Consider the following 16,895-nt stretch of genomic DNA (forward strand, 5'->3'; position numbering starts at 1 on the left):
AATCGGCGTGCCACGTCCGGCACGCCGGCCCCCGGGCAGGGTGACGGGGCGCGAGCGCCACACCGCATTGCGAGCACGTGCAGAAACCGCCTGCTCAATGCGGCGCGCCCTGCGTGGTGCCGTCCGGCCGGCGCACCGGATCGAAGTCGCGCCACTGGCCGTCCTGCCAGTCGCCTTCGACGCGCTCGATCGACTGCGCGCCGGTCGCGCGCAGCACGTCTTCCGCGGCGGCGGCGGTCGTAGCCGTCACGCGCGCGGCCAGGATCACGCCGGTTTCGGTGTGCGCGAGCGTGCCCTTGCCTTCGGCCTGCTGGCCGCGCATCCGGCCGAGCGCGCCGCCGAATGCGCCGAGATACGCGCCGGCGAGTGCGCCCGCGGCCGGCACGAACCAGTAGTGCACGCCGATCGCATAGACGATCATCCCGACGACCGCGCCGATCAGCAGCCCGCGCAGCGCACCGACCATCGCGCCGCGCCCGCCCGGCTTCGCGGCCGTATCGGCATACACGTCGCCGCCGATCGGAAAGCGCGCGTGCTGGCCGCCCGGGTTCAGGAAGAAGATCGACACGTCGTCCGGGCCGAACGCGCGCTCGTACAGGTGGCGCGCCCCACCTTCCGCTTCATCGAACGTCGTGAAGCGGCCTGCGACGATCATCGCCATGCTCATGCTCCTCCTCGTGACGGTGACGGTAATGGTGATGGTGACGCGCCGTGCACGCGACGGCGCGCACGGCGTAACGCGGCAGCGCTCACATCAGCCGCCCGAGTTCCTTCGATACCGACGCGGGCGTGCCGTATTCGCGATCGGGGATCTGCCGCAGCATGTCGAGCACGCCCGGATCCGCATTCGAGCGTTCCGCGCATTCGACGATGTCCGACTTGCTGGCCGGATAGTCCATTCCCTTCAGCGCCTTCTGCACATCGACGGGGCTGGGCGCCTTGCCGTGCCCCGTCTGGTGGCCGCCCTTGTCGTGGTCCTGCTGCACCCGCTCGCCTTCGTGCGCGCGCGAGTGGCTGTATTCGTGGCCCGTATGTTGTCGGGATGACATGAAAACCTCCTTCAGATGAGATAACGGAAAGGCGCGCGATCAGGTCGGCGTGCGGCGCGCGCGCGTCAATGCGGCAACCGCCAGCGCCGCCGCGCCCAGCGCGATCGCGCCCGCGACCTTCGGCCGCTGCACCACCGCGTTGTACGCACAGCCGCGCAGCACATGGCCCTCCATCCCTTCGCGCTCGTGCAACACGTGGCGCGACTCGTACAGTGCGTTGTCGTCGCGCGGGCGCGCCGGGCGCACCGTGCGCTGGCCGCGCGAGAACAGCGTGGCCGCGACGCGATCGAACAGCCGCGGCGCGTGGTACGCACTGGCCGACGTAAACTTCGCGGCGCCGCCGACGAACAGCGTGCGGCGCGGATGCGCGGCCGCGTACAGGATCGCGTCGGCGACGAGGTCCGGGTCGTAGATCGGCGGCGGCAGCTTCGCCTCGACGTTCATGTAGTTCTTCGCGTGCATCACGAACATCGTGTCGATCGCGGCCGGCTTGATCAGCGTGACGGATACCGGCAGGTGATCCGACTCCAGCTCGAGCCGCAGCGAATCGGTGAAGCCCTTCACCGCGTGCTTCGATGCGGTGTACGCGCTTTGCAGCGGCAGCGGCGCGTCGGACGCCTCGCTGCCCATGTTGATGATCGCGCCGCCATGGAAATCGCTCTTGCGGCGGAAATGGTCCGATGCGACGAGCGAGCCATGCACGACGCCCCAGTAGTTGGTGTCGAACAGCCGGCGCTGATCCTCGAGCGGCACCGCGGCCGCCGTGCCGAAGATCGACACGCCCGCGTTGTTGACCCACGTGTCGAAGCCGCCATAGGTATCGGCCGCCTTCGCGGCCGCGCGCTGCAGATCCTCGACATTGCCGACGTCGCCGGCGACCGGCACCGCGAGGCCGCCATGCTGGCGAATTTCCTCGCACAGCGTGTTCAGCGCGTCCTCGTTGCGCGCGAACAGCACCAGCTTCGCCCCGCGCCGTGCCGCCTTGCGCGCGGTGACGAGGCCGATGCCGCTCGTGGCGCCCGTGATCACGATCGTCTGCTCGCCGACCGGTTTGAGCATGCACTTCATCAGTGGACTCCTTTCACGGGGCCGCGGTTATTTCGGGCGGATGGTCAACTGGTCGCGCACGTCCTGCACGCCCTCGATCTGCTTGACGACGCTCACCGCCTGCGTGCGCTGCTGTTCGTCCGGCACGCTGCCGGTGAGCATCACGATGCCGTGACGCGTCTTCACGTGAATGTCGCCGGCCGACAGGCCGCTCGTGCCGACCAGTTCGGCCTTGGCCTTGGTCGTGATGGTCGCGTCGCGGATCTTCGCGCCGGTGCTCGTATGCGTCGACGACGACATGGATGACGATGCGCCGTCGTCGCCGGCGGCGAACACGTTCGGCGCGACGGCCGTGCAGGCGACGGCCGCGGCGATCGCGACCGCCATCCCGAGGCGCGTCGCGGGACGACGGCGAAAGCGCGGTGCGCGGGCTTGCAGCGGGAATACCTTCATCGTGACCTCCTATCGTGAGGCCGGCATGGCCGGCGGGTATCGACACGGCGCAAATCGCGTGCCGCGCGCTATCCACCGGATGGGCGCGCGACACGGCGATCAGACGCCCTTTCATCCAACGCGTTGTAAATTTTTCGGCGCATCGATGGGGGGATTCGCCCGCAAAACCCCGGGCATGCCGATTGCCGAACCGGGGCGCAACGGGGCCCGTCGGGCGCGGCCTCGACCACCGGAGCAACACCATGCAGAGAATTGCGTTGATCAGTGAACATGCGTCGCCGCTGGGAGTGATCGGCGGCGTGGATGCGGGCGGACAGAACATCTACGTCGCGAACGTCGCGAAGCAACTGGCCGAGCGCGGCCTCGACGTCGATGTCTACACGCGTTGCGACAATGCGCACCTGCCCGAAGTCGTGGAGATCGGCCCGCGCATGCGCGTGATTCACGTGCCGGCCGGCCCGCCGGTCGACGTGCCGAAGGAGCGGCTGCTGCCGTATATGGGTGCGTTCGCCGACTACATGATCGCGCGCATGCGGCGCGAAGCCGATCCGGTCGACGTGATGCACGCGAACTTCTTCATGTCGGGCGAGGCCGCGCTGCGCGTGAAGAAGCGCCTCGGCATTCCGCTCGTCACGACGTTCCATGCGCTCGGGCGCGTGCGGCGGCTGCATCAGGGCGCGGCCGACGGCTTTCCCGATGAACGCTTCGCGATCGAGGACACGCTCGCGCACCGCTCCGACCGGTTGATCGCCGAATGCCCGCAGGATGCGCTCGACCTGACCACGCACTATCACGCGGACGCCGCGCGCATCGACATCGTGCCGTGCGGGTTCGATGCACGCGAATTCCGGCCGGTACCGCGCGCCGACGCGCGCGCGCAGCTCGGCTGGCCGCAGCACGCGTTCGTCGTGCTGCAGCTCGGGCGGCTCGTGCCGCGCAAGGGGATCGACACCGTGATCGACGCGCTGGCGCGCATGCCGCGCGACCCGCAGCGGCCGACGCGGCTCTATATCGTCGGCGGCAGCCACGCGACGCCCGATCCGGCCCGCGATCCGGAACTCGCGCGGCTCGCCGCGCTCGCGCACGACACCGGCATCGCGGAACGCGTGATCTTCGTCGGCCGGCGCGAGCGCGATGTGCTGCACCTGTACTACAGCGCGGCCGACGTGTTCGTGACGACGCCGTGGTACGAGCCGTTCGGCATCACGCCGGTCGAGGCGATGGCCTGCGCGGCGCCGGTGATCGGCAGCGACGTCGGCGGCATCCGCACCACGGTCGACGACGGCGTGACCGGCTACCTGGTGCCGCCGCGCGATCCGGCCGCGCTCGCCCAGCGGCTCGTGCAGCTGCGCGCGCGCCCTGACCTGTGCGACGCGCTCGGCCGCGCCGGCTACCTGCGCGCGCACCGCTTCTATACGTGGCGCGGCGTGGCCGATCGCCTCGTCGACATCTACCGCGACGTCGCGCATCCGCAGCGCGCCGGCACGGCGGCCAGCAGCCGGCGCACCCCCGTCGCCGCGACGCCGGCCGTACTCGCGAACCGCAAGGAGAATGCATGATGAAGGGCTACGATCGCAAACGCGTACTCGTCACCGGCGGCGCCGGCTTTCTCGGTTCGCATCTATGCGAACGCCTCGTGACGTCCGGGCACGACGTGCTGTGCGTCGACAATTTCTATACGGGGACGAAGGACAACATCGCGCACCTGCTCGACGCACCGAACTTCGAGCTGATGCGCCACGACGTGACGTTTCCGCTGTACGTCGAGGTCGACGAGATCTACAACCTCGCGTGCCCCGCGTCGCCGGTGCATTACCAGCGCGACCCGGTGCAGACGACCAAGACCAGCGTGCACGGCGCGATCAACCTGCTCGGCCTCGCGAAGCGCGTGAAGGCGCGCATCCTGCAGGCGTCGACGAGCGAGGTGTACGGCGACCCCGACGTACACCCGCAGGACGAGCACTACTGCGGCCGCGTCAACCCGATCGGCGTGCGCGCGTGCTACGACGAAGGCAAGCGCTGCGCGGAAACGCTGTTCATGGACTATCACCGGCAGTACGGCGTCGACGTGCGGATCGCACGCATCTTCAATACGTACGGACCGCGCATGCATCCGGCCGACGGGCGCGTCGTGTCGAACTTCATCACGCAGGCGCTGGCCGGCGAGCCGCTGACCGTCTACGGCGACGGCCGGCAGACGCGCTCGTTCTGCTATGTCGACGACATGGTCGACGCGCTGATCCGTCTGATGAACGAGCCCGGCGACGCGTGCGAGCCGGTGAACCTCGGCAGCGACGACGAGATCGCGATGATCGATATCGCGCGCGAGGTCGTGAGGATCGTCGGCGCGACGGTCCCGATCGAGTTCCGCCCGCTGCCGTCCGACGATCCGCGCCAGCGGCGGCCCGATCTCGAGGTCGCGCACCGGCGTCTCGGCTGGCGAGCGACGACGCCGCTCGCGACCGGGCTCGCGCATACCGCGCGGTATTTCATCCATCGGCAGGCGATCCATCACGAGCCGGGCGACCTCGTGCGCAGCACGCAGATCGCGTCGCACATGCTCGCGCAGATCAGCACGCAGAACCGGCCGACGGCGGCAACCTGAGGATCGATACGATGACTTGAACCGCCGTTACCGCGCGCGCCGCCGCGACGGCCGGTGCACATCACGCATCAGCCGTCGCGCTGCGTCACGTCCGCGATCTTGTGCGCCAGCTCGCGCACGTCGACCGGCTTGCACAGAAAGCCGTCGAACCCCGCTTCGAGCGCGCGCCGTTCGTCGGCGGGGCCCGCGTGGGCCGTGACGGCCAGCACGCGCAGGTCGCGCGGCGTCGCGCCGTGCGCATGGCCGTGCCGCAACGCGTCGAGCAGCCAGAAGCCGTCGCCGTCGGGCATCGCGAGATCGGACAGCACGACGGTCGGCTGAAGATTGGCGACCACTGCGAGCGCTTCGCGGCCCGACGACGCGATCGAGATGGCCGCGCCGAGCGTCGTCAGCGCGGCTGTCAGGCTCGCGCGCGTGGTCGCGTCGTCGTCGACGATCAGGATGCGCTGCGCATCGAGCATCAGCCGGTCGCGCCGGCCGTCGGCCTGCACGATGCCCCACGCCATCGCGCCGGACGGCTGCCAGCCGGCCGGCAGCGTCACCGTGAAGGTGGCGCCGCGATTGCGGCCCTCGCTTTCGACCCGCACCTGGCCGCCGTGCAGCCCGGCGATGTGGCGCACGATCGACAGGCCGAGCCCGAGCCCGCGCCGCGGCGACGCGGGCGAATCGTCCGCACGGCGGAACATGTCGAATACATGGGGAATGAACGCGGGCGGAATGCCCTGCCCGGTGTCCGCGACGACCAGCACCGCATGCGCGTCGTCGCGCGACAGCGTGACCGTCACCGCGCCGCCGCCCGGCGTGAATTTCAGCGCGTTCGATACGAGATTCGCGAGCATCTGCCGCAGGCGTTCCGCGTCGCCCGACACCACGCAGGCGCTCGCCGCGCACTCGAACTCGAGCACGATGCCGGCCGACGACGCGGCCGTCTGGAACGCGCCCACCGTATCGGAGAAGAGCCGCACCACGTCGACCGGCATCGGATCGATCCGCAGCTTGCCGGTCGCGAGCGACGACGCGTCGAGGATGTCGCCCACCATGCGCGTCAGCGAACGCGCGCTGCGGTCGATCGCATCGATCGCCTGCTGTTCCAGCGCGTCGTCGCGCGTATTGCGCAGCACCTCGATCCAGCCGTAGATCACGTTCAGCGGCGTGCGCAGTTCGTGCGACACGGTCGCGAGCAATTCGTCCTTCAGACGATTCGACGTATCGGCCCGATCGCGCGCGTCGCGTGCGCCCTGCAGCGAGCGCTGCGTGCGCAGGTCGCGCCGGCGCTGCGCGCCCGTCTCGCGCAGCGTCAGCGACAGCGCCACGCAGCTGCGCGCGCCGCCGCGCACGGGGCCCGCGGACACCGTTGCGCGAAAACGCCGGCCGTCGCGGCGCACGCACAGCAATTCGAGCGGGCCGACCGCTTCGCGCATCGCGTCGAACGAATCGGCGAGCGGATTGCGCCGCAGCCAGCGCATCGCGACCAGCGTTTCGAGCGGACGCCCGCGCGCGTCGGCTTCGTCATACCCGAAGATCCGCTGCGCGGCCGGATTCCAGCTGACGATGCGGCCCTCGCGGTCGATCCCGACGATCGCGTCCGGCGACGCATCGACCACCGCGCGCTGCAGGCGCGACACCTCCGCCAACGCGCGCTCCGTACCCGCATCGCGCAGCAACAGCACTGCGCCGTCGAGGTTGCCGTGCGCGTCGACGATCGGCGACGCGGCCTCGACGATCGGCACCGGCGGGCTGCCGTCGGCGCCGTGCAGCCAGTGCCGGTCGGACAGCGCATGCGCGCCGGCGAGCGCGCGCTCGAGCGGCGTCGGCTGCACGCGCCGGTCGTCGCGATCGAACACGTGCAGCACGTCGCGCACAGGGCGGCCCGCCGCATCCTCAAGCGCGCCGCCGGCCAGCGCAATCGCCGCCGCGTTCACGTAGGTTATGCAGCCTTGCGCATCGGTCGCGATCACGCCCTCCGGCAACGCCTGCAGCACGGCGTCGAGTTGCCGCCGCGCGGCGGCCTCGCGCCGGTATGCCAGATCGTTCGTGCGCCGCGTGTGCCGCAGCCTCGCCGCGATCGCGCACACCAGCACGCCGACCAGCATGAAGATGCCGAGACGCACGAGGCGGTCGGGCAGCGGCCCGGTATACGCGGACGCATCGGACAGGAACAGCGTCCAGACCAGCAGCCCGCTGAGCACGGTCGACAGGATCCCGAACAGGAACGACGTGGCCCACGCGGCGCCGGCGAGCAGCGGGTAATACAGGATCAGCGGCAGGTTCACGCCCCCGAAGCGGATCGCCAGCGTTTGCAGCACGGTCGCGGTCGCGACGAGCATCACGGCGGTTGCGTAATTTCCGGCCTGCGGCCGTGCAATTTCACTCATCGGACTCGCTCCTGCCGGAAGCTCGACGGCACCCGGCAACGGGCGAACACACGGGCATGCCGCATGCTTGCCCGCATGCCCGCCGGCCGGCTCCGTCCGCTCGGCCGCTCGCACTCGATACCAGGGAGACTTTGAAAAACATGACCGCTCCGACACGCTGGCTCGTCATCTCGCCGCATCTCGACGATGCCGCCTTCAGTTGCGGGCAGTTGCTCGCGCAGGCCCCGGGCTCGGTGGTCGTCACGGTCTTCGCCGGGATTCCCGCGCGCGGATCGGACGCGCCGCCGTGGGATCGCCGCGCCGGCTTTCGCACCGCCGACGAAGCGGTGCGCAGCCGCCGCGACGAAGACCGCCGCGCGCTCGCGATACTCGGCGCGCAGCCGGTATGGCTTGACTTCCTCGATGATCAGTACGGCACGCGGGCCGCGTCGACGGCCATCGCCGCGCGTCTCGCCGACACGATCGACGCGCACCCGGGCTTCGGTGTGCTCGCGCCGGCCGGCTTGTTTCACCGCGATCACATCCAGGTGCAGCAGGCGGTGCTGACGCTGCTGCGCGACAACAGCAGCTTGGGCGACGCGACGCGCGTCTGGCGCTTCTACGAGGATGTGCCGTATCGGCGGATCGACGGGTTGATGGCGAAGCGCGTGATCGATTGGCGCGAGCACGGCTGGATCGGTCACCCGGTCGGGCCGCCGGCCGGCAACCGCACCGACGGCGCGGCAGCGAAGGCCTCCGCCGTCGACGCGTATGCGAGCCAGATTGCGCTGTTCGAGCCTCATATGCGCGCCGATCTCCGTGAACCCGAAACGTACTGGCGGCTCGAATGCGACAACGTGTCCGCGTAACGCCGCCGCGTGTCGCGCTGCCGCCGCGCGAAGCGCGCGTAACCGCGGTCGTGCTGACCTACCGGCGCGCGGCGGAACTCGCTCGCACGCTCGCACGGCTCTCGGACATGCCGGACCGGCCCGCGATCGTCGTCGTCGACAACGGCTCGGACGACGATACCGCCGCACTCGTGCGCAACCGCTTCCAGCACGTGGCGCTCGTGCATGCGCCAGCCAATCTCGGCGCGGCCGGCCGCAATCTCGGCGTGGCCGTCGCGCGCACACGCCACGTCGCGTTCTGCGACGACGACACGTGGTGGGCGCCCGGCTCGCTCGCCGAAGCCGCGAACCTGCTCGACGCGTATCCGCACGTCGCGGCCGTCACCGCGCGCGTGCTGGTCGGCCCGGAACAGCGCGAAGACCCGACCTGCCGGCTGATGGCCGACAGCCCGCTGGACGCGAGCGTCGCGCTGCCGGGGCGCCCGATCCTCGGATTGCTGGCCGGCGCGACCGCATTCCGGCGCGACGCGTTCGTGAAGGCGGGCGGCTATCATCCGCGCTACTTCCTCGGCGGCGAGGAAGCGCTGCTCGCGCTCGACCTGTATCGCGCAGGCGCGTGGCTCGTGTATGCACCGCACCTGACGGTTCATCATTACCCTTCGAAGCAGCGCGACGTGCACGCGCGCGCGAGCGTGTCGACCCGCAACGCGGTATGGACCGCATGGCTCCGATGGCCGGCCGGCGCCGCGCTCGCGCATACGCTGCGCATGCTGCCGCGCCTGTGGCGGGAACGCGGCGTCACGCCTGCGCTCGCCGGGCTGCCGTGGATCCTGCGCGAGCGGCATGCGATTCCGCCGGAAGTCGAGCGCATGCGCCGCCGCGTGGACGACGCCGAGCGCCGCCGCACGCGCGCACGCGCATGAGCGCAGCGCTCGGCGCATCAGGAGTCCGGCTTTTCCGTTTCGTCTTCCAATTGCGCGAGCCGGTTGTAAATCGTTTTCAGGCTGACGTCGAGCACTTCGGCCGCCTGCGCCTTCACGCCGCCGCATTGCGCGATCGTGCCGAGGATCAGCTTGCGGTCGACCTCCTCGAGCGGCGTGCCGAACGGCACCGTCACGCGATCTTCGTGCGACTCGACCATGCTCGACAGTTCGTCCATGATCGGCGGCGGCAGCGTGTCGATCACGTCGGCGTCGCTGAAGATGCTCGCGCGCTGCACGAAGTTGCGCAGCTCGCGCACGTTGCCGGGCCATGCGTACGACTTCAATGCTTCGCGCGCGGCCGGCGCGAAGCGCAGGTTGCGGCCGCTTTCCTCGTTGTAGCGTTGCAGGAACGCGTCGGCGAGCATCGGGATGTCGTCGCCGCGCTCCCTGAGCGACGGCAGCGGGATCGGAAACACGTTGATCCGGTGATACAGGTCGGGCCGCAGCTTGCCGTCCGCCATCGCGGCTTCCGGATCGCGGTTGGTCGCGGCGACGATGCGCACGTCGACGTCGATCTCGCGCGTCGAGCCGAGCCGCGTGAGCCGCCCGGTTTCGAGCACGCGCAGCAGCTTGACCTGCGATTCGACCGGCATCTCGGTGATTTCGTCGAGGAACAGCGTGCCGCCGTCCGCGCGCTCGAAGAAGCCCTTGTGCTGCCGTTCCGCGCCGGTGAAGCTGCCGCGGTCGTGGCCGAACATTTCGCTTTCGACGAGGTTCGCGGCGATCGCGCCGCAGTTCACCGCGAGGAACGGGCCACGGCGGCGCAGGCTCAGGTCGTGCACGGTTTGCGCGGCGAGCTCCTTGCCGGTGCCCGATTCGCCGGTGAGCAGCACCGACGCTTCGGTACGCGCGACGCGGCCGATCGCGTCGTAGACGGCCTGCATCGCGGGCGAGCTGCCGAGCATCCGGCCGAAGCGGCCGAGGCGTTGCAGCTCGGAGCGCAGCTCGGCGATTTCCTCATGCAGCGCGGTGGTGCGCGGCACGCGCGCGAAGATGCTGTTCAGCCGCTGCATGTTGAGCGGCTTCACCAGGTAGTCGGACGCGCCGCGCCGCAATGCGTCGATCGCGGTTTCGAGGCTCGCGTGGCCGGTGGTCAGCACCATTTCGCAATGCCCGCGTTTGGGCAAAGCGTCGAACAGATCCATTCCGTTGCCGTCCGGCAGCACGAGGTCGCAAAGCACCAGATCGGGGGTATTCGTCGAGACGAGCGTGCGCGCTTCTTCGAGCGTCGCGGCCGTGTCGCATGCAAGCTGCTGCGACTGCGCAAGTGCCGCAAGCATCGCGCGCGTATCGGCGTCGTCTTCGACAATCAGGACATAAGGCATCGAAGCTCCTTGTGATGCGGCCGGCTCGAACATCGACCGAAACCGCGGCGGGCATGCGATGCGGGGTACGACGCCGGGGCTCCGGCACTACGATCGCACCGCATACGAACAAGCAGACAAGTTGTCCTGCCATGACAAACGACTGCTTAGCAGTATAGAAGAGGCGTGTGATGCGTTCGCCGCTCATCGAATAAATCTATCCGCCCGCGACGATCGCATTGCCAGATTCAATCTGCGGTCTCTCGTATAAGAGGTATGCTTTCTACGTGAAAAACGGCGTATACCACGTCATTTTTTCACCTTGTCTCGGCGGCTTCGGTCAAAATTTCCCAATGCGATAACACCCATGTCGAAATCCGACGATGACGGCACGCGGCTGTTCGGCCGTTCGCGAACCATCCAGGACTTGCTGCTGAAAATTTCGCGCGTCGCCGCGACGCGCGTGAGTGTGCTCGTGGTCGGCGAAAGCGGTGCCGGCAAGGACATCGTCGCGCGGCTGATCCACGACATGAGCCCGCGCCGGCGCGGCCCGTTCGTGCCCGTCAACTGCGGGGCGATTCCGAAAGACATCGCGGAGTCCCATTTGTTCGGACATGAAAAAGGCAGCTTCACCGGCGCCGTCGCGCAACATGTGGGCATGTTCGAAGCCGCGCGCGGCGGCACGCTGTTTCTCGACGAAATCGCGGAAATGCCCGCGGAATTGCAGGTGAAACTACTGCGCACGCTCGAATCGAACACGATCGTGCGGGTCGGCGGCCACGAGGCGATTCCGCTCGACGTGCGGATCGTCGCGGCCACCCATCACGATCCGGTCGAGGCCGTGCGCAGCGGCCGGCTGCGCGAGGACCTGTTCTACCGGATCGCGACGATCGCGCTGCACGTGCCCGCGCTGCGGCAGCGCGAGGACGACGTCGGCGACATCGCGCTGCAGATCGTCGAGCGGCTGAACGCGCGGCACCGCACGCGCAAGCGCCTGTCGATGCAGGCGATGAAGGCGCTGCGCGCGTACACGTGGCCCGGCAACGTGCGCGAGTTGCGCAACGCGCTGGAGCGTGCGTTCATCCTCGCGGACGACCAGATCGAACTGCAGCTGCCGCGCCGGCTGCCGCCGCGCGAGGAAGTGCGTCACAACGCGATGACGCTGCATATCGGCACGACACTCGCGCATACGCAGCAGCGTTTCATCGTCGCGTCGCTGCGTCATTTCAACGGCGACAAGCCGCGCACCGCGAAGGCGCTCGGCATCAGCCTGAAGACGCTGTACAACCGCCTCGCGCTGCTGCCCGAACACGAGCGCAACGCGACGAACGGCACCGCCGCGTCGACGTCGGGCGCGAGTAGCGCCACCGGCACGAGCGGCAGCAGCAGCACCACCACCAGCGCCGCGAGCGCGCCCTCGCCGGCCAGCCCGTCGAACGCCTAAGCGCGCCCGCTTCACGGGCTGCATCGCGTCGATCAGGGCCCCGTTCACTCTACGACGCGACGTCGCGCAATGCGTTGTCCCAGTCGCGCGCGAAGCGCTCGATACCGAACCGCTCGCACGCGTCGCGCTTCGCCGCCGCGCCCCACTCGCGCGCGAGTTCCGGATCGCGGATCAGCATGCGCATCGCATCGATCAGCACGTCGGGCCGCGTATCGGCGACACCATTCGAACCGCTCTTCACGAGCTGCGCCATCTCGGTCGTCGCGAGCGCGACGATCGGCAGCCCGATCATCATCGCCTCGATCACCGCGAGCCCGAGGCTCGTGTAGCGGATCGGATTGAAGAAGAACCGGTAGTGCGACAGGAACTGCGGCAGCGCCGGATTCGGCACTTCCCCGATGCCGCCGAGGTCGGTCGAGCCCATCCCGACCAGATCGAGCGGCACGCTGTGGCGCACGACCTCGAACAGGTCCGCGCCGAGCCGCCGCCCGCGCCGCGCGAGGTTGTTCACGACCGTCACGCCCTTGGGCAGCGTGCCGCGATACTCGATGCCGTCGGGCAGCAGCACGCCATGCTCGATCACGCGCGTCGGCGTGACACCGTTGTCCCACATCAGCGCGTTGAACGGCGTCACGTGCACCAGCAACATGTTCGGATCCTGCACCGGATGCAGCGTGTCGGTCGGATGCTCGCGCGGCGGATCGTGCTCGACGAACAGCGCGGGCAACGCCCGCTGCGCGTCGCTCAGCAATCGCAGCCGGTCTTGCTCGTAGTGCCGGTGATGCTGGTACAGCACGCAGTCGAACTCGGTGTCGCGCACGCATTCGACGCTCACCTCGTGCACATTGTCGCCCCACGGCAGATGCCCGACCCGACCCGCATAGCCGGGCGGATGCTGCGGCTTCGTCACGAGGTAGAAATCGTGCGGCGCCTGCGACAGGTAATACAGATAGTTGCCATGCACGTGCCAGGTGAGCACGCGCAACCGCTTACGTGACATGACGTCTCTCCTCCGCGAGCAGTTCGCCCGCCCGTTCCATCACGTCGTCGACGCCGATCGCATTCGCGCATTCGTGCCCGTACGGGCAGGTGTCGAACATGCACGGCCGGCAAGCCGGGTAGTTCGCGATCACGCGATGACGGTCGGCATCGAGCGGCGCCCAGCGCGCCGTATCGCTGCCGCAGGCGACGACGATGCTCGGCGTGCCGAGCGCCGCCGCGACATGCGACACGCCCGTGTCGTTGCACAGCAGCAGCCGCGCGCGACCGATCAGCGCGGCCAGCGCGCCGAGCGGCGTGCGCCCGCACAGATTCACGCACGGCCGCCCGAGGTGCTCGGCGAATGCGGCGGCCAGCGCGATTTCCGCGCGCGTGCCGGTCAGCACGATCTGCCAGCCGTCGGCCGCGAGCTGCCGCGCGGCGTTCGCGAAACGCTCGACCGGCCAGCGCCGCGACGCCATCCGCGCGCCCGGATGGACGATCACGTAGCGGCCCGGATCGAGCGCGTGTTCTTCGCACAGCACATGCCAGAGCGCGTAGTCGAGCCCGCCGAGCGGGAATTCGAGGTAGTCGCCCCAGTCCGGATAGCCGAGCTTGCGCGTCAGCGACAGGCAGTGCGTGACCTCGGGCTCGCCGTCACGCCAGGGAACCTGGCAGTCGAGCGCGGTCGCGCCGCCGTCGGGCGGCACGAAGCCGGCGGTGCGCGTCGCGCCGAGCGAAGCGACGATCGCGTTGGTCTGCGCGCCGCTGCCGTGCAGCTGGATCGCGAGATCGAAGTCGCGCGCACGGCATTCCGCGACGAACGCCTCGCGCGCGGCTGCGTCGGCTTCCGGCTGCTCGCCGAGGCCCGGCGCGCCCGGAAACGCGATGAAGTTGTCGATGTAGTCGGAGAAGCGCGACGCGAATTCGCGCGCCCACGGCAGCCCGATCAGCGTGATGCGCGCATCCGGCTCGCCGCGCCGCAGCGCGCGCAGCGCCGGCACCGCGCACAGCATGTCGCCGAGCTGCAGCGCGCGAAATACCGCGATGCGGCTCGGGCCGGACGATGAAGCGGAATCGAAACTCATAGGAAGAACACCCGGAAGTGAAACGCGCCGCGCATGCGCCAGTACAGCGACACCGGCGGAATCGCGATCGACGTGACGATCATCTCGGCGACATGCGACGGCGTGAGCCGCGTGCCGCGCAGCCGCTTCGCGCAGAACGCGGCGGTAATCACCCCCCAAGCGAGCGCGCACGCGATGCCCGCCGTGCGCCAGCCGGCCGCGAAACAGCCCATCGCGCCGAGTGCGAACAGCACGGCCGCGTAGTAGTTCCACGGCGGCATCGGCCGGATATGACGCCGGTAGGTCGCGCGATGCTTCTTGTACAGCAGCGCGTCGAAATACACCTTCGACTGCTGGCCGATGCTCGCGCCCCAGCGCGCGGGGCGCACCGGATGCACGATCCGCGCGGCGTCGGCCTCGACGATCGGCCCCGCATGCTCGCGCAGCGCGAACATCAGGTCCGCGTCCTCGCGCCACGCGCGCGTGAAGCGTTCGTCGAAACCGCCGACGCGTTCGAGCGCTGCGCGCCGCACGAAGCAGTTCGCGGTCGCGAATTCCGCGTGCGCGAGGCCGGCCGCGTCGCGTTCGTAGTCGGTCGGGCGCGGCCGCAGCGGCACGTCGATGCGCCCGGCCGCTGCTGCCGCCGACGGCTCGGCCTGCAGCGCGGCCGCGCCGTGGCGCAGCCAGGTCGGATCGGGAATCGTGTCGTCGTCGGTGAACGCGATCAGCGCGCCGCGCGCGCTGCGCCAGCCGACGTTGCGCGCGCCGGCCGGCCCCTGTGTATCGGGCGCGGTCATGTAGCGGATCACCGGCACGTCGGCCACGCGGGTACGGCACGCGTCGACGACGGCCCGCGCGCTGCCGGCCGGGTCGTCGTCGACGACGACGATCTCGTAGGTCGTCGGATCGAACACCTGCACGCACAGCGCGTCGAGGCAGCGCTCGAGCAGGTCGGGCCGCCGGTAGGTCGGTACGACGACCGACACGACCGGCGGCAGTTGCGTGGCGCGCATGTTCATCTCGGCTTCTCCAGCAGGAACGAACCGATCACGAGCGCGTCGAGCGGCGACGTCCAGAAGCATTCGATCGCGTCGCGCGGCGAACAGACGATCGGCTCGCCGCGCGTGTTGAACGACGTGTTGACGAGCACCGGCACGCCGGTGAGCGCGTCGAACTCGGACAACAGCGCGTGCAGCAGCGGATGCTGCGCTTCGTCGACGGTCTGCACGCGCGCGGTGCCGTCGATGTGGCGCACCGCCGGAATCTTCGCTTCCGCACCGGGCGCGACGTCGTACACGAACAGCATGAACGGCGCGCGCATCGGCGTGCGTCGCCCGCCGATGAACCACTGATGCGCACGACTTTCGAGCACGACCGGCGCGACCGGCCGGAAGTCCTCGCGATCCTTGATCCGGTTCAGCTTGCGCTGCATGTCCGGATCGATCGGCGACGCGAGGATGGAACGGGCGCCGAGCGCGCGCGGCCCGAACTCCATGCGGCCCTGGAACCAGCCGATCACGCGGTTCGCCGCGAGCAGCGCGGCCGTCTGCGCGGCGACGTCGGCCAGCCGGCGGTACGGCAACTGCGCCTCCTTCAGGAACGCCTCGATCGCTTCGTCGCTGTACGACGGTCCGAGATACGCATGGTCCATCCGCCATTCGCCGCGCATCCCGCGCATCCGGAAGTCGGTCCACAACGCGGCGCCGAGCGCGGTGCCCGCGTCGCCGGCGGCCGGCTGCACCCACACGTCGTCGAACGGCCCGCGATCGCGGATCTTCGCGTTCATCACGCAGTTCAGCGCGACGCCGCCCGCCATCGCGAGCTGCTTCTCGCCGCTCTCGGCGGCCAGCCAGTCGACCGCCTGCAACACCGTTTCCTCGAGCACCACCTGCAGCGCGTGGGCGATGTCGCAGTGATGCGGCTCGATCGGGCCGCCACGCTCGCGCGGCGCGCCGAATCGCGCGGCCAGATCCGCCTCGACGACCTCGTAGCGGCCTTCGCCGTTGTAGCTCACCAGCTTGCGCATCTCGTCGGCGAGCACCGGCTTGCCGTACGACGCGAGCGCCATCACCTTGTACTCGTCGGACGAATGCAGGAAGCCGAGGTAGCGCGTCACGTGCTCGTACAGCAGGCCGAGCGAGTGCGGCAGGTTGATCTGCCCGAGCCGCCGGTAAGCCTGGCCGTCGAACACGCCGTAGCTCGTCGTCGCGCGTTCGCCGCGCCCGTCGAGCGTCATCACCGCGCAGTGGTCGTACGGCGCCGCGAGAAACGCGCTTGCCTCGTGCGCGAGATGGTGCTCGATGAAGTGCCAGCGGAACGGGCCGTCGTGCGCGACGCCGCGAAAGCGCCGCTGCAGGTGATGCGGCGCGCCGCCCGCGAGCTGGCGCGGCGCGTTCACGATCGACGACAGGAACAGCGGATGCCAGGGCGACGCGCCATCGGCACGCGGCGCGTGCGCGGACGGCGCCAGCGGCAGCGTCAGCTCGGGCGTGTTGCCGTGCCGGTCGAGTTCGAGCCAAGGATCGTACGAATACGCGACATGGTCGACCTCGGCCAGGGTGATATCGGCTTCCGCGAGACAGTAGTCGATCGCGTGATACGGCAGCTCCCACGTCGAAAACGGCACCGGCCGCTTCGCGTGCTTCACGTGCGTGAAGCGTTCCTCCTCGGCGGCGGCGAGCACGACGCCGTCGCGCACGAGGCACGCGGCGCTGTCGTGAAACGCGGCGTTGATGCCGAGCGTGTAAGTGGAGTCGGGCATGC

15 protein-coding genes are annotated in these 16,895 nt (G+C 69.6%); 5 read left to right on the forward strand and 10 right to left on the reverse strand.

Annotated features, from left to right (window positions below):
* Positions 1 to 94: 94 nt before the first annotated feature.
* From FFI87_RS32545 to FFI87_RS32560, 4 genes are all read right to left on the reverse strand, one after another.
* Positions 95 to 661: a hypothetical protein gene (locus tag FFI87_RS32545; RefSeq protein ID WP_138850533.1), complete on the reverse strand. Its 567-nt coding sequence runs from the start codon at positions 659 to 661 to the stop codon at positions 95 to 97.
* A gap of 88 nt (positions 662 to 749) precedes the next feature.
* Positions 750 to 1,049: a DUF2795 domain-containing protein gene (locus FFI87_RS32550; RefSeq protein WP_012372690.1), complete on the reverse strand. Its 300-nt coding sequence runs from the start codon at positions 1,047 to 1,049 to the stop codon at positions 750 to 752.
* Between the two features lie 39 nt (positions 1,050 to 1,088).
* Positions 1,089 to 2,117, reverse strand: coding sequence for an SDR family oxidoreductase (locus tag FFI87_RS32555; RefSeq protein WP_138850534.1), 1,029 nt, complete (start codon positions 2,115 to 2,117; stop codon positions 1,089 to 1,091).
* 27 nt (positions 2,118 to 2,144) lie between these two features.
* The gene (locus tag FFI87_RS32560) at positions 2,145 to 2,549 is read right to left on the reverse strand and encodes a BON domain-containing protein (RefSeq protein ID WP_011660541.1); all 405 of its coding nucleotides are present in this window, start codon (positions 2,547 to 2,549) and stop codon (positions 2,145 to 2,147) included.
* Positions 2,550 to 2,791: 242 nt separating this feature from the next.
* Here FFI87_RS32560 and FFI87_RS32565 point away from each other — a divergent pair, with 242 nt between their 5' ends.
* Positions 2,792 to 4,108: a glycosyltransferase family 4 protein gene (locus FFI87_RS32565; protein ID WP_138850535.1), complete on the forward strand. Its 1,317-nt coding sequence runs from the start codon at positions 2,792 to 2,794 to the stop codon at positions 4,106 to 4,108.
* A complete protein-coding gene (locus FFI87_RS32570) occupies positions 4,108 to 5,154 on the forward strand; it encodes a UDP-glucuronic acid decarboxylase family protein (protein ID WP_138850876.1) in 1,047 nt (348 codons plus the stop codon). Before FFI87_RS32565 ends, FFI87_RS32570 begins: the two co-directional genes overlap by 1 nt.
* A gap of 68 nt (positions 5,155 to 5,222) precedes the next feature.
* Here the strand turns inward: FFI87_RS32570 and FFI87_RS32575 are convergent, their stop codons facing one another.
* On the reverse strand, positions 5,223 to 7,529 hold the full coding sequence (locus FFI87_RS32575) for an ATP-binding protein (RefSeq protein WP_138850536.1): 2,307 nt from the start codon (positions 7,527 to 7,529) through the stop codon (positions 5,223 to 5,225).
* A 140-nt stretch (positions 7,530 to 7,669) separates the two neighbouring features.
* Between FFI87_RS32575 and FFI87_RS32580 the strand changes: the two genes are divergently transcribed.
* Together FFI87_RS32580 and FFI87_RS32585 are read left to right on the forward strand one after the other, a co-directional pair.
* Positions 7,670 to 8,377 carry a PIG-L deacetylase family protein gene (locus FFI87_RS32580; protein ID WP_138850537.1) on the forward strand — a complete coding sequence of 236 codons (708 nt, stop codon included), beginning with the start codon at positions 7,670 to 7,672 and terminating at the stop codon, positions 8,375 to 8,377.
* Positions 8,356 to 9,279: a glycosyltransferase family 2 protein gene (locus FFI87_RS32585; RefSeq protein ID WP_138850538.1), complete on the forward strand. Its 924-nt coding sequence runs from the start codon at positions 8,356 to 8,358 to the stop codon at positions 9,277 to 9,279. Before FFI87_RS32580 ends, FFI87_RS32585 begins: the two co-directional genes overlap by 22 nt.
* Before the next feature lie 17 nt (positions 9,280 to 9,296).
* Here the strand turns inward: FFI87_RS32585 and FFI87_RS32590 are convergent, their stop codons facing one another.
* Positions 9,297 to 10,664 (reverse strand): sigma-54-dependent transcriptional regulator, encoded by a 1,368-nt coding sequence (locus tag FFI87_RS32590; RefSeq protein ID WP_011660547.1) that lies wholly within the window; start codon positions 10,662 to 10,664, stop codon positions 9,297 to 9,299.
* Positions 10,665 to 11,010: 346 nt separating this feature from the next.
* Here FFI87_RS32590 and FFI87_RS32595 point away from each other — a divergent pair, with 346 nt between their 5' ends.
* On the forward strand, positions 11,011 to 12,087 hold the full coding sequence (locus tag FFI87_RS32595) for a sigma-54 interaction domain-containing protein (RefSeq protein ID WP_138850539.1): 1,077 nt from the start codon (positions 11,011 to 11,013) through the stop codon (positions 12,085 to 12,087).
* 49 nt (positions 12,088 to 12,136) lie between these two features.
* On the opposite strand, the gene FFI87_RS32600 is transcribed toward FFI87_RS32595, so the two are convergent.
* Genes FFI87_RS32600 through FFI87_RS32615 form a run of 4 tightly spaced genes read right to left on the reverse strand, consistent with a single transcriptional unit; the run spans position 12,137 to position 16,893 of the window.
* Positions 12,137 to 13,087: a glycosyltransferase gene (locus FFI87_RS32600; protein ID WP_012372698.1), complete on the reverse strand. Its 951-nt coding sequence runs from the start codon at positions 13,085 to 13,087 to the stop codon at positions 12,137 to 12,139.
* Positions 13,077 to 14,153, reverse strand: coding sequence for a glycosyltransferase family 9 protein (locus FFI87_RS32605; RefSeq protein WP_138850540.1), 1,077 nt, complete (start codon positions 14,151 to 14,153; stop codon positions 13,077 to 13,079). The genes FFI87_RS32600 and FFI87_RS32605 overlap by 11 nt, the downstream gene beginning before the upstream one ends.
* The gene (locus FFI87_RS32610) at positions 14,150 to 15,151 is read right to left on the reverse strand and encodes a glycosyltransferase family 2 protein (RefSeq protein WP_138850541.1); all 1,002 of its coding nucleotides are present in this window, start codon (positions 15,149 to 15,151) and stop codon (positions 14,150 to 14,152) included. The genes FFI87_RS32605 and FFI87_RS32610 overlap by 4 nt, the downstream gene beginning before the upstream one ends.
* On the reverse strand, positions 15,148 to 16,893 hold the full coding sequence (locus FFI87_RS32615) for a carbamoyltransferase (RefSeq protein ID WP_138850542.1): 1,746 nt from the start codon (positions 16,891 to 16,893) through the stop codon (positions 15,148 to 15,150). Before FFI87_RS32615 ends, FFI87_RS32610 begins: the two co-directional genes overlap by 4 nt.
* Between the last annotated feature and the right edge of the window lie 2 nt (positions 16,894 to 16,895).

The sequence above is a fragment of the Burkholderia sp. KBS0801 genome (assembly GCF_005937855.2).
Lineage (GTDB): Bacteria > Pseudomonadota > Gammaproteobacteria > Burkholderiales > Burkholderiaceae > Burkholderia > Burkholderia ambifaria.

Coding starts and splice junctions, on each gene's coding strand:
- FFI87_RS32545 (WP_138850533.1), bottom strand. CDS start 661: ATGGCGATGATCGTCGCAGGCCGCTTCACGACGTTCGATGAAGCGGAA.
- FFI87_RS32550 (WP_012372690.1), bottom strand. CDS start 1,049: ATGTCATCCCGACAACATACGGGCCACGAATACAGCCACTCGCGCGCG.
- FFI87_RS32555 (WP_138850534.1), bottom strand. CDS start 2,117: ATGAAGTGCATGCTCAAACCGGTCGGCGAGCAGACGATCGTGATCACG.
- FFI87_RS32560 (WP_011660541.1), bottom strand. CDS start 2,549: ATGAAGGTATTCCCGCTGCAAGCCCGCGCACCGCGCTTTCGCCGTCGT.
- FFI87_RS32565 (WP_138850535.1), top strand. CDS start 2,792: ATGCAGAGAATTGCGTTGATCAGTGAACATGCGTCGCCGCTGGGAGTG.
- FFI87_RS32570 (WP_138850876.1), top strand. CDS start 4,108: ATGAAGGGCTACGATCGCAAACGCGTACTCGTCACCGGCGGCGCCGGC.
- FFI87_RS32575 (WP_138850536.1), bottom strand. CDS start 7,529: ATGAGTGAAATTGCACGGCCGCAGGCCGGAAATTACGCAACCGCCGTG.
- FFI87_RS32580 (WP_138850537.1), top strand. CDS start 7,670: ATGACCGCTCCGACACGCTGGCTCGTCATCTCGCCGCATCTCGACGAT.
- FFI87_RS32585 (WP_138850538.1), top strand. CDS start 8,356: ATGCGACAACGTGTCCGCGTAACGCCGCCGCGTGTCGCGCTGCCGCCG.
- FFI87_RS32590 (WP_011660547.1), bottom strand. CDS start 10,664: ATGCCTTATGTCCTGATTGTCGAAGACGACGCCGATACGCGCGCGATG.
- FFI87_RS32595 (WP_138850539.1), top strand. CDS start 11,011: ATGTCGAAATCCGACGATGACGGCACGCGGCTGTTCGGCCGTTCGCGA.
- FFI87_RS32600 (WP_012372698.1), bottom strand. CDS start 13,087: ATGTCACGTAAGCGGTTGCGCGTGCTCACCTGGCACGTGCATGGCAAC.
- FFI87_RS32605 (WP_138850540.1), bottom strand. CDS start 14,153: ATGAGTTTCGATTCCGCTTCATCGTCCGGCCCGAGCCGCATCGCGGTA.
- FFI87_RS32610 (WP_138850541.1), bottom strand. CDS start 15,151: ATGAACATGCGCGCCACGCAACTGCCGCCGGTCGTGTCGGTCGTCGTA.
- FFI87_RS32615 (WP_138850542.1), bottom strand. CDS start 16,893: ATGCCCGACTCCACTTACACGCTCGGCATCAACGCCGCGTTTCACGAC.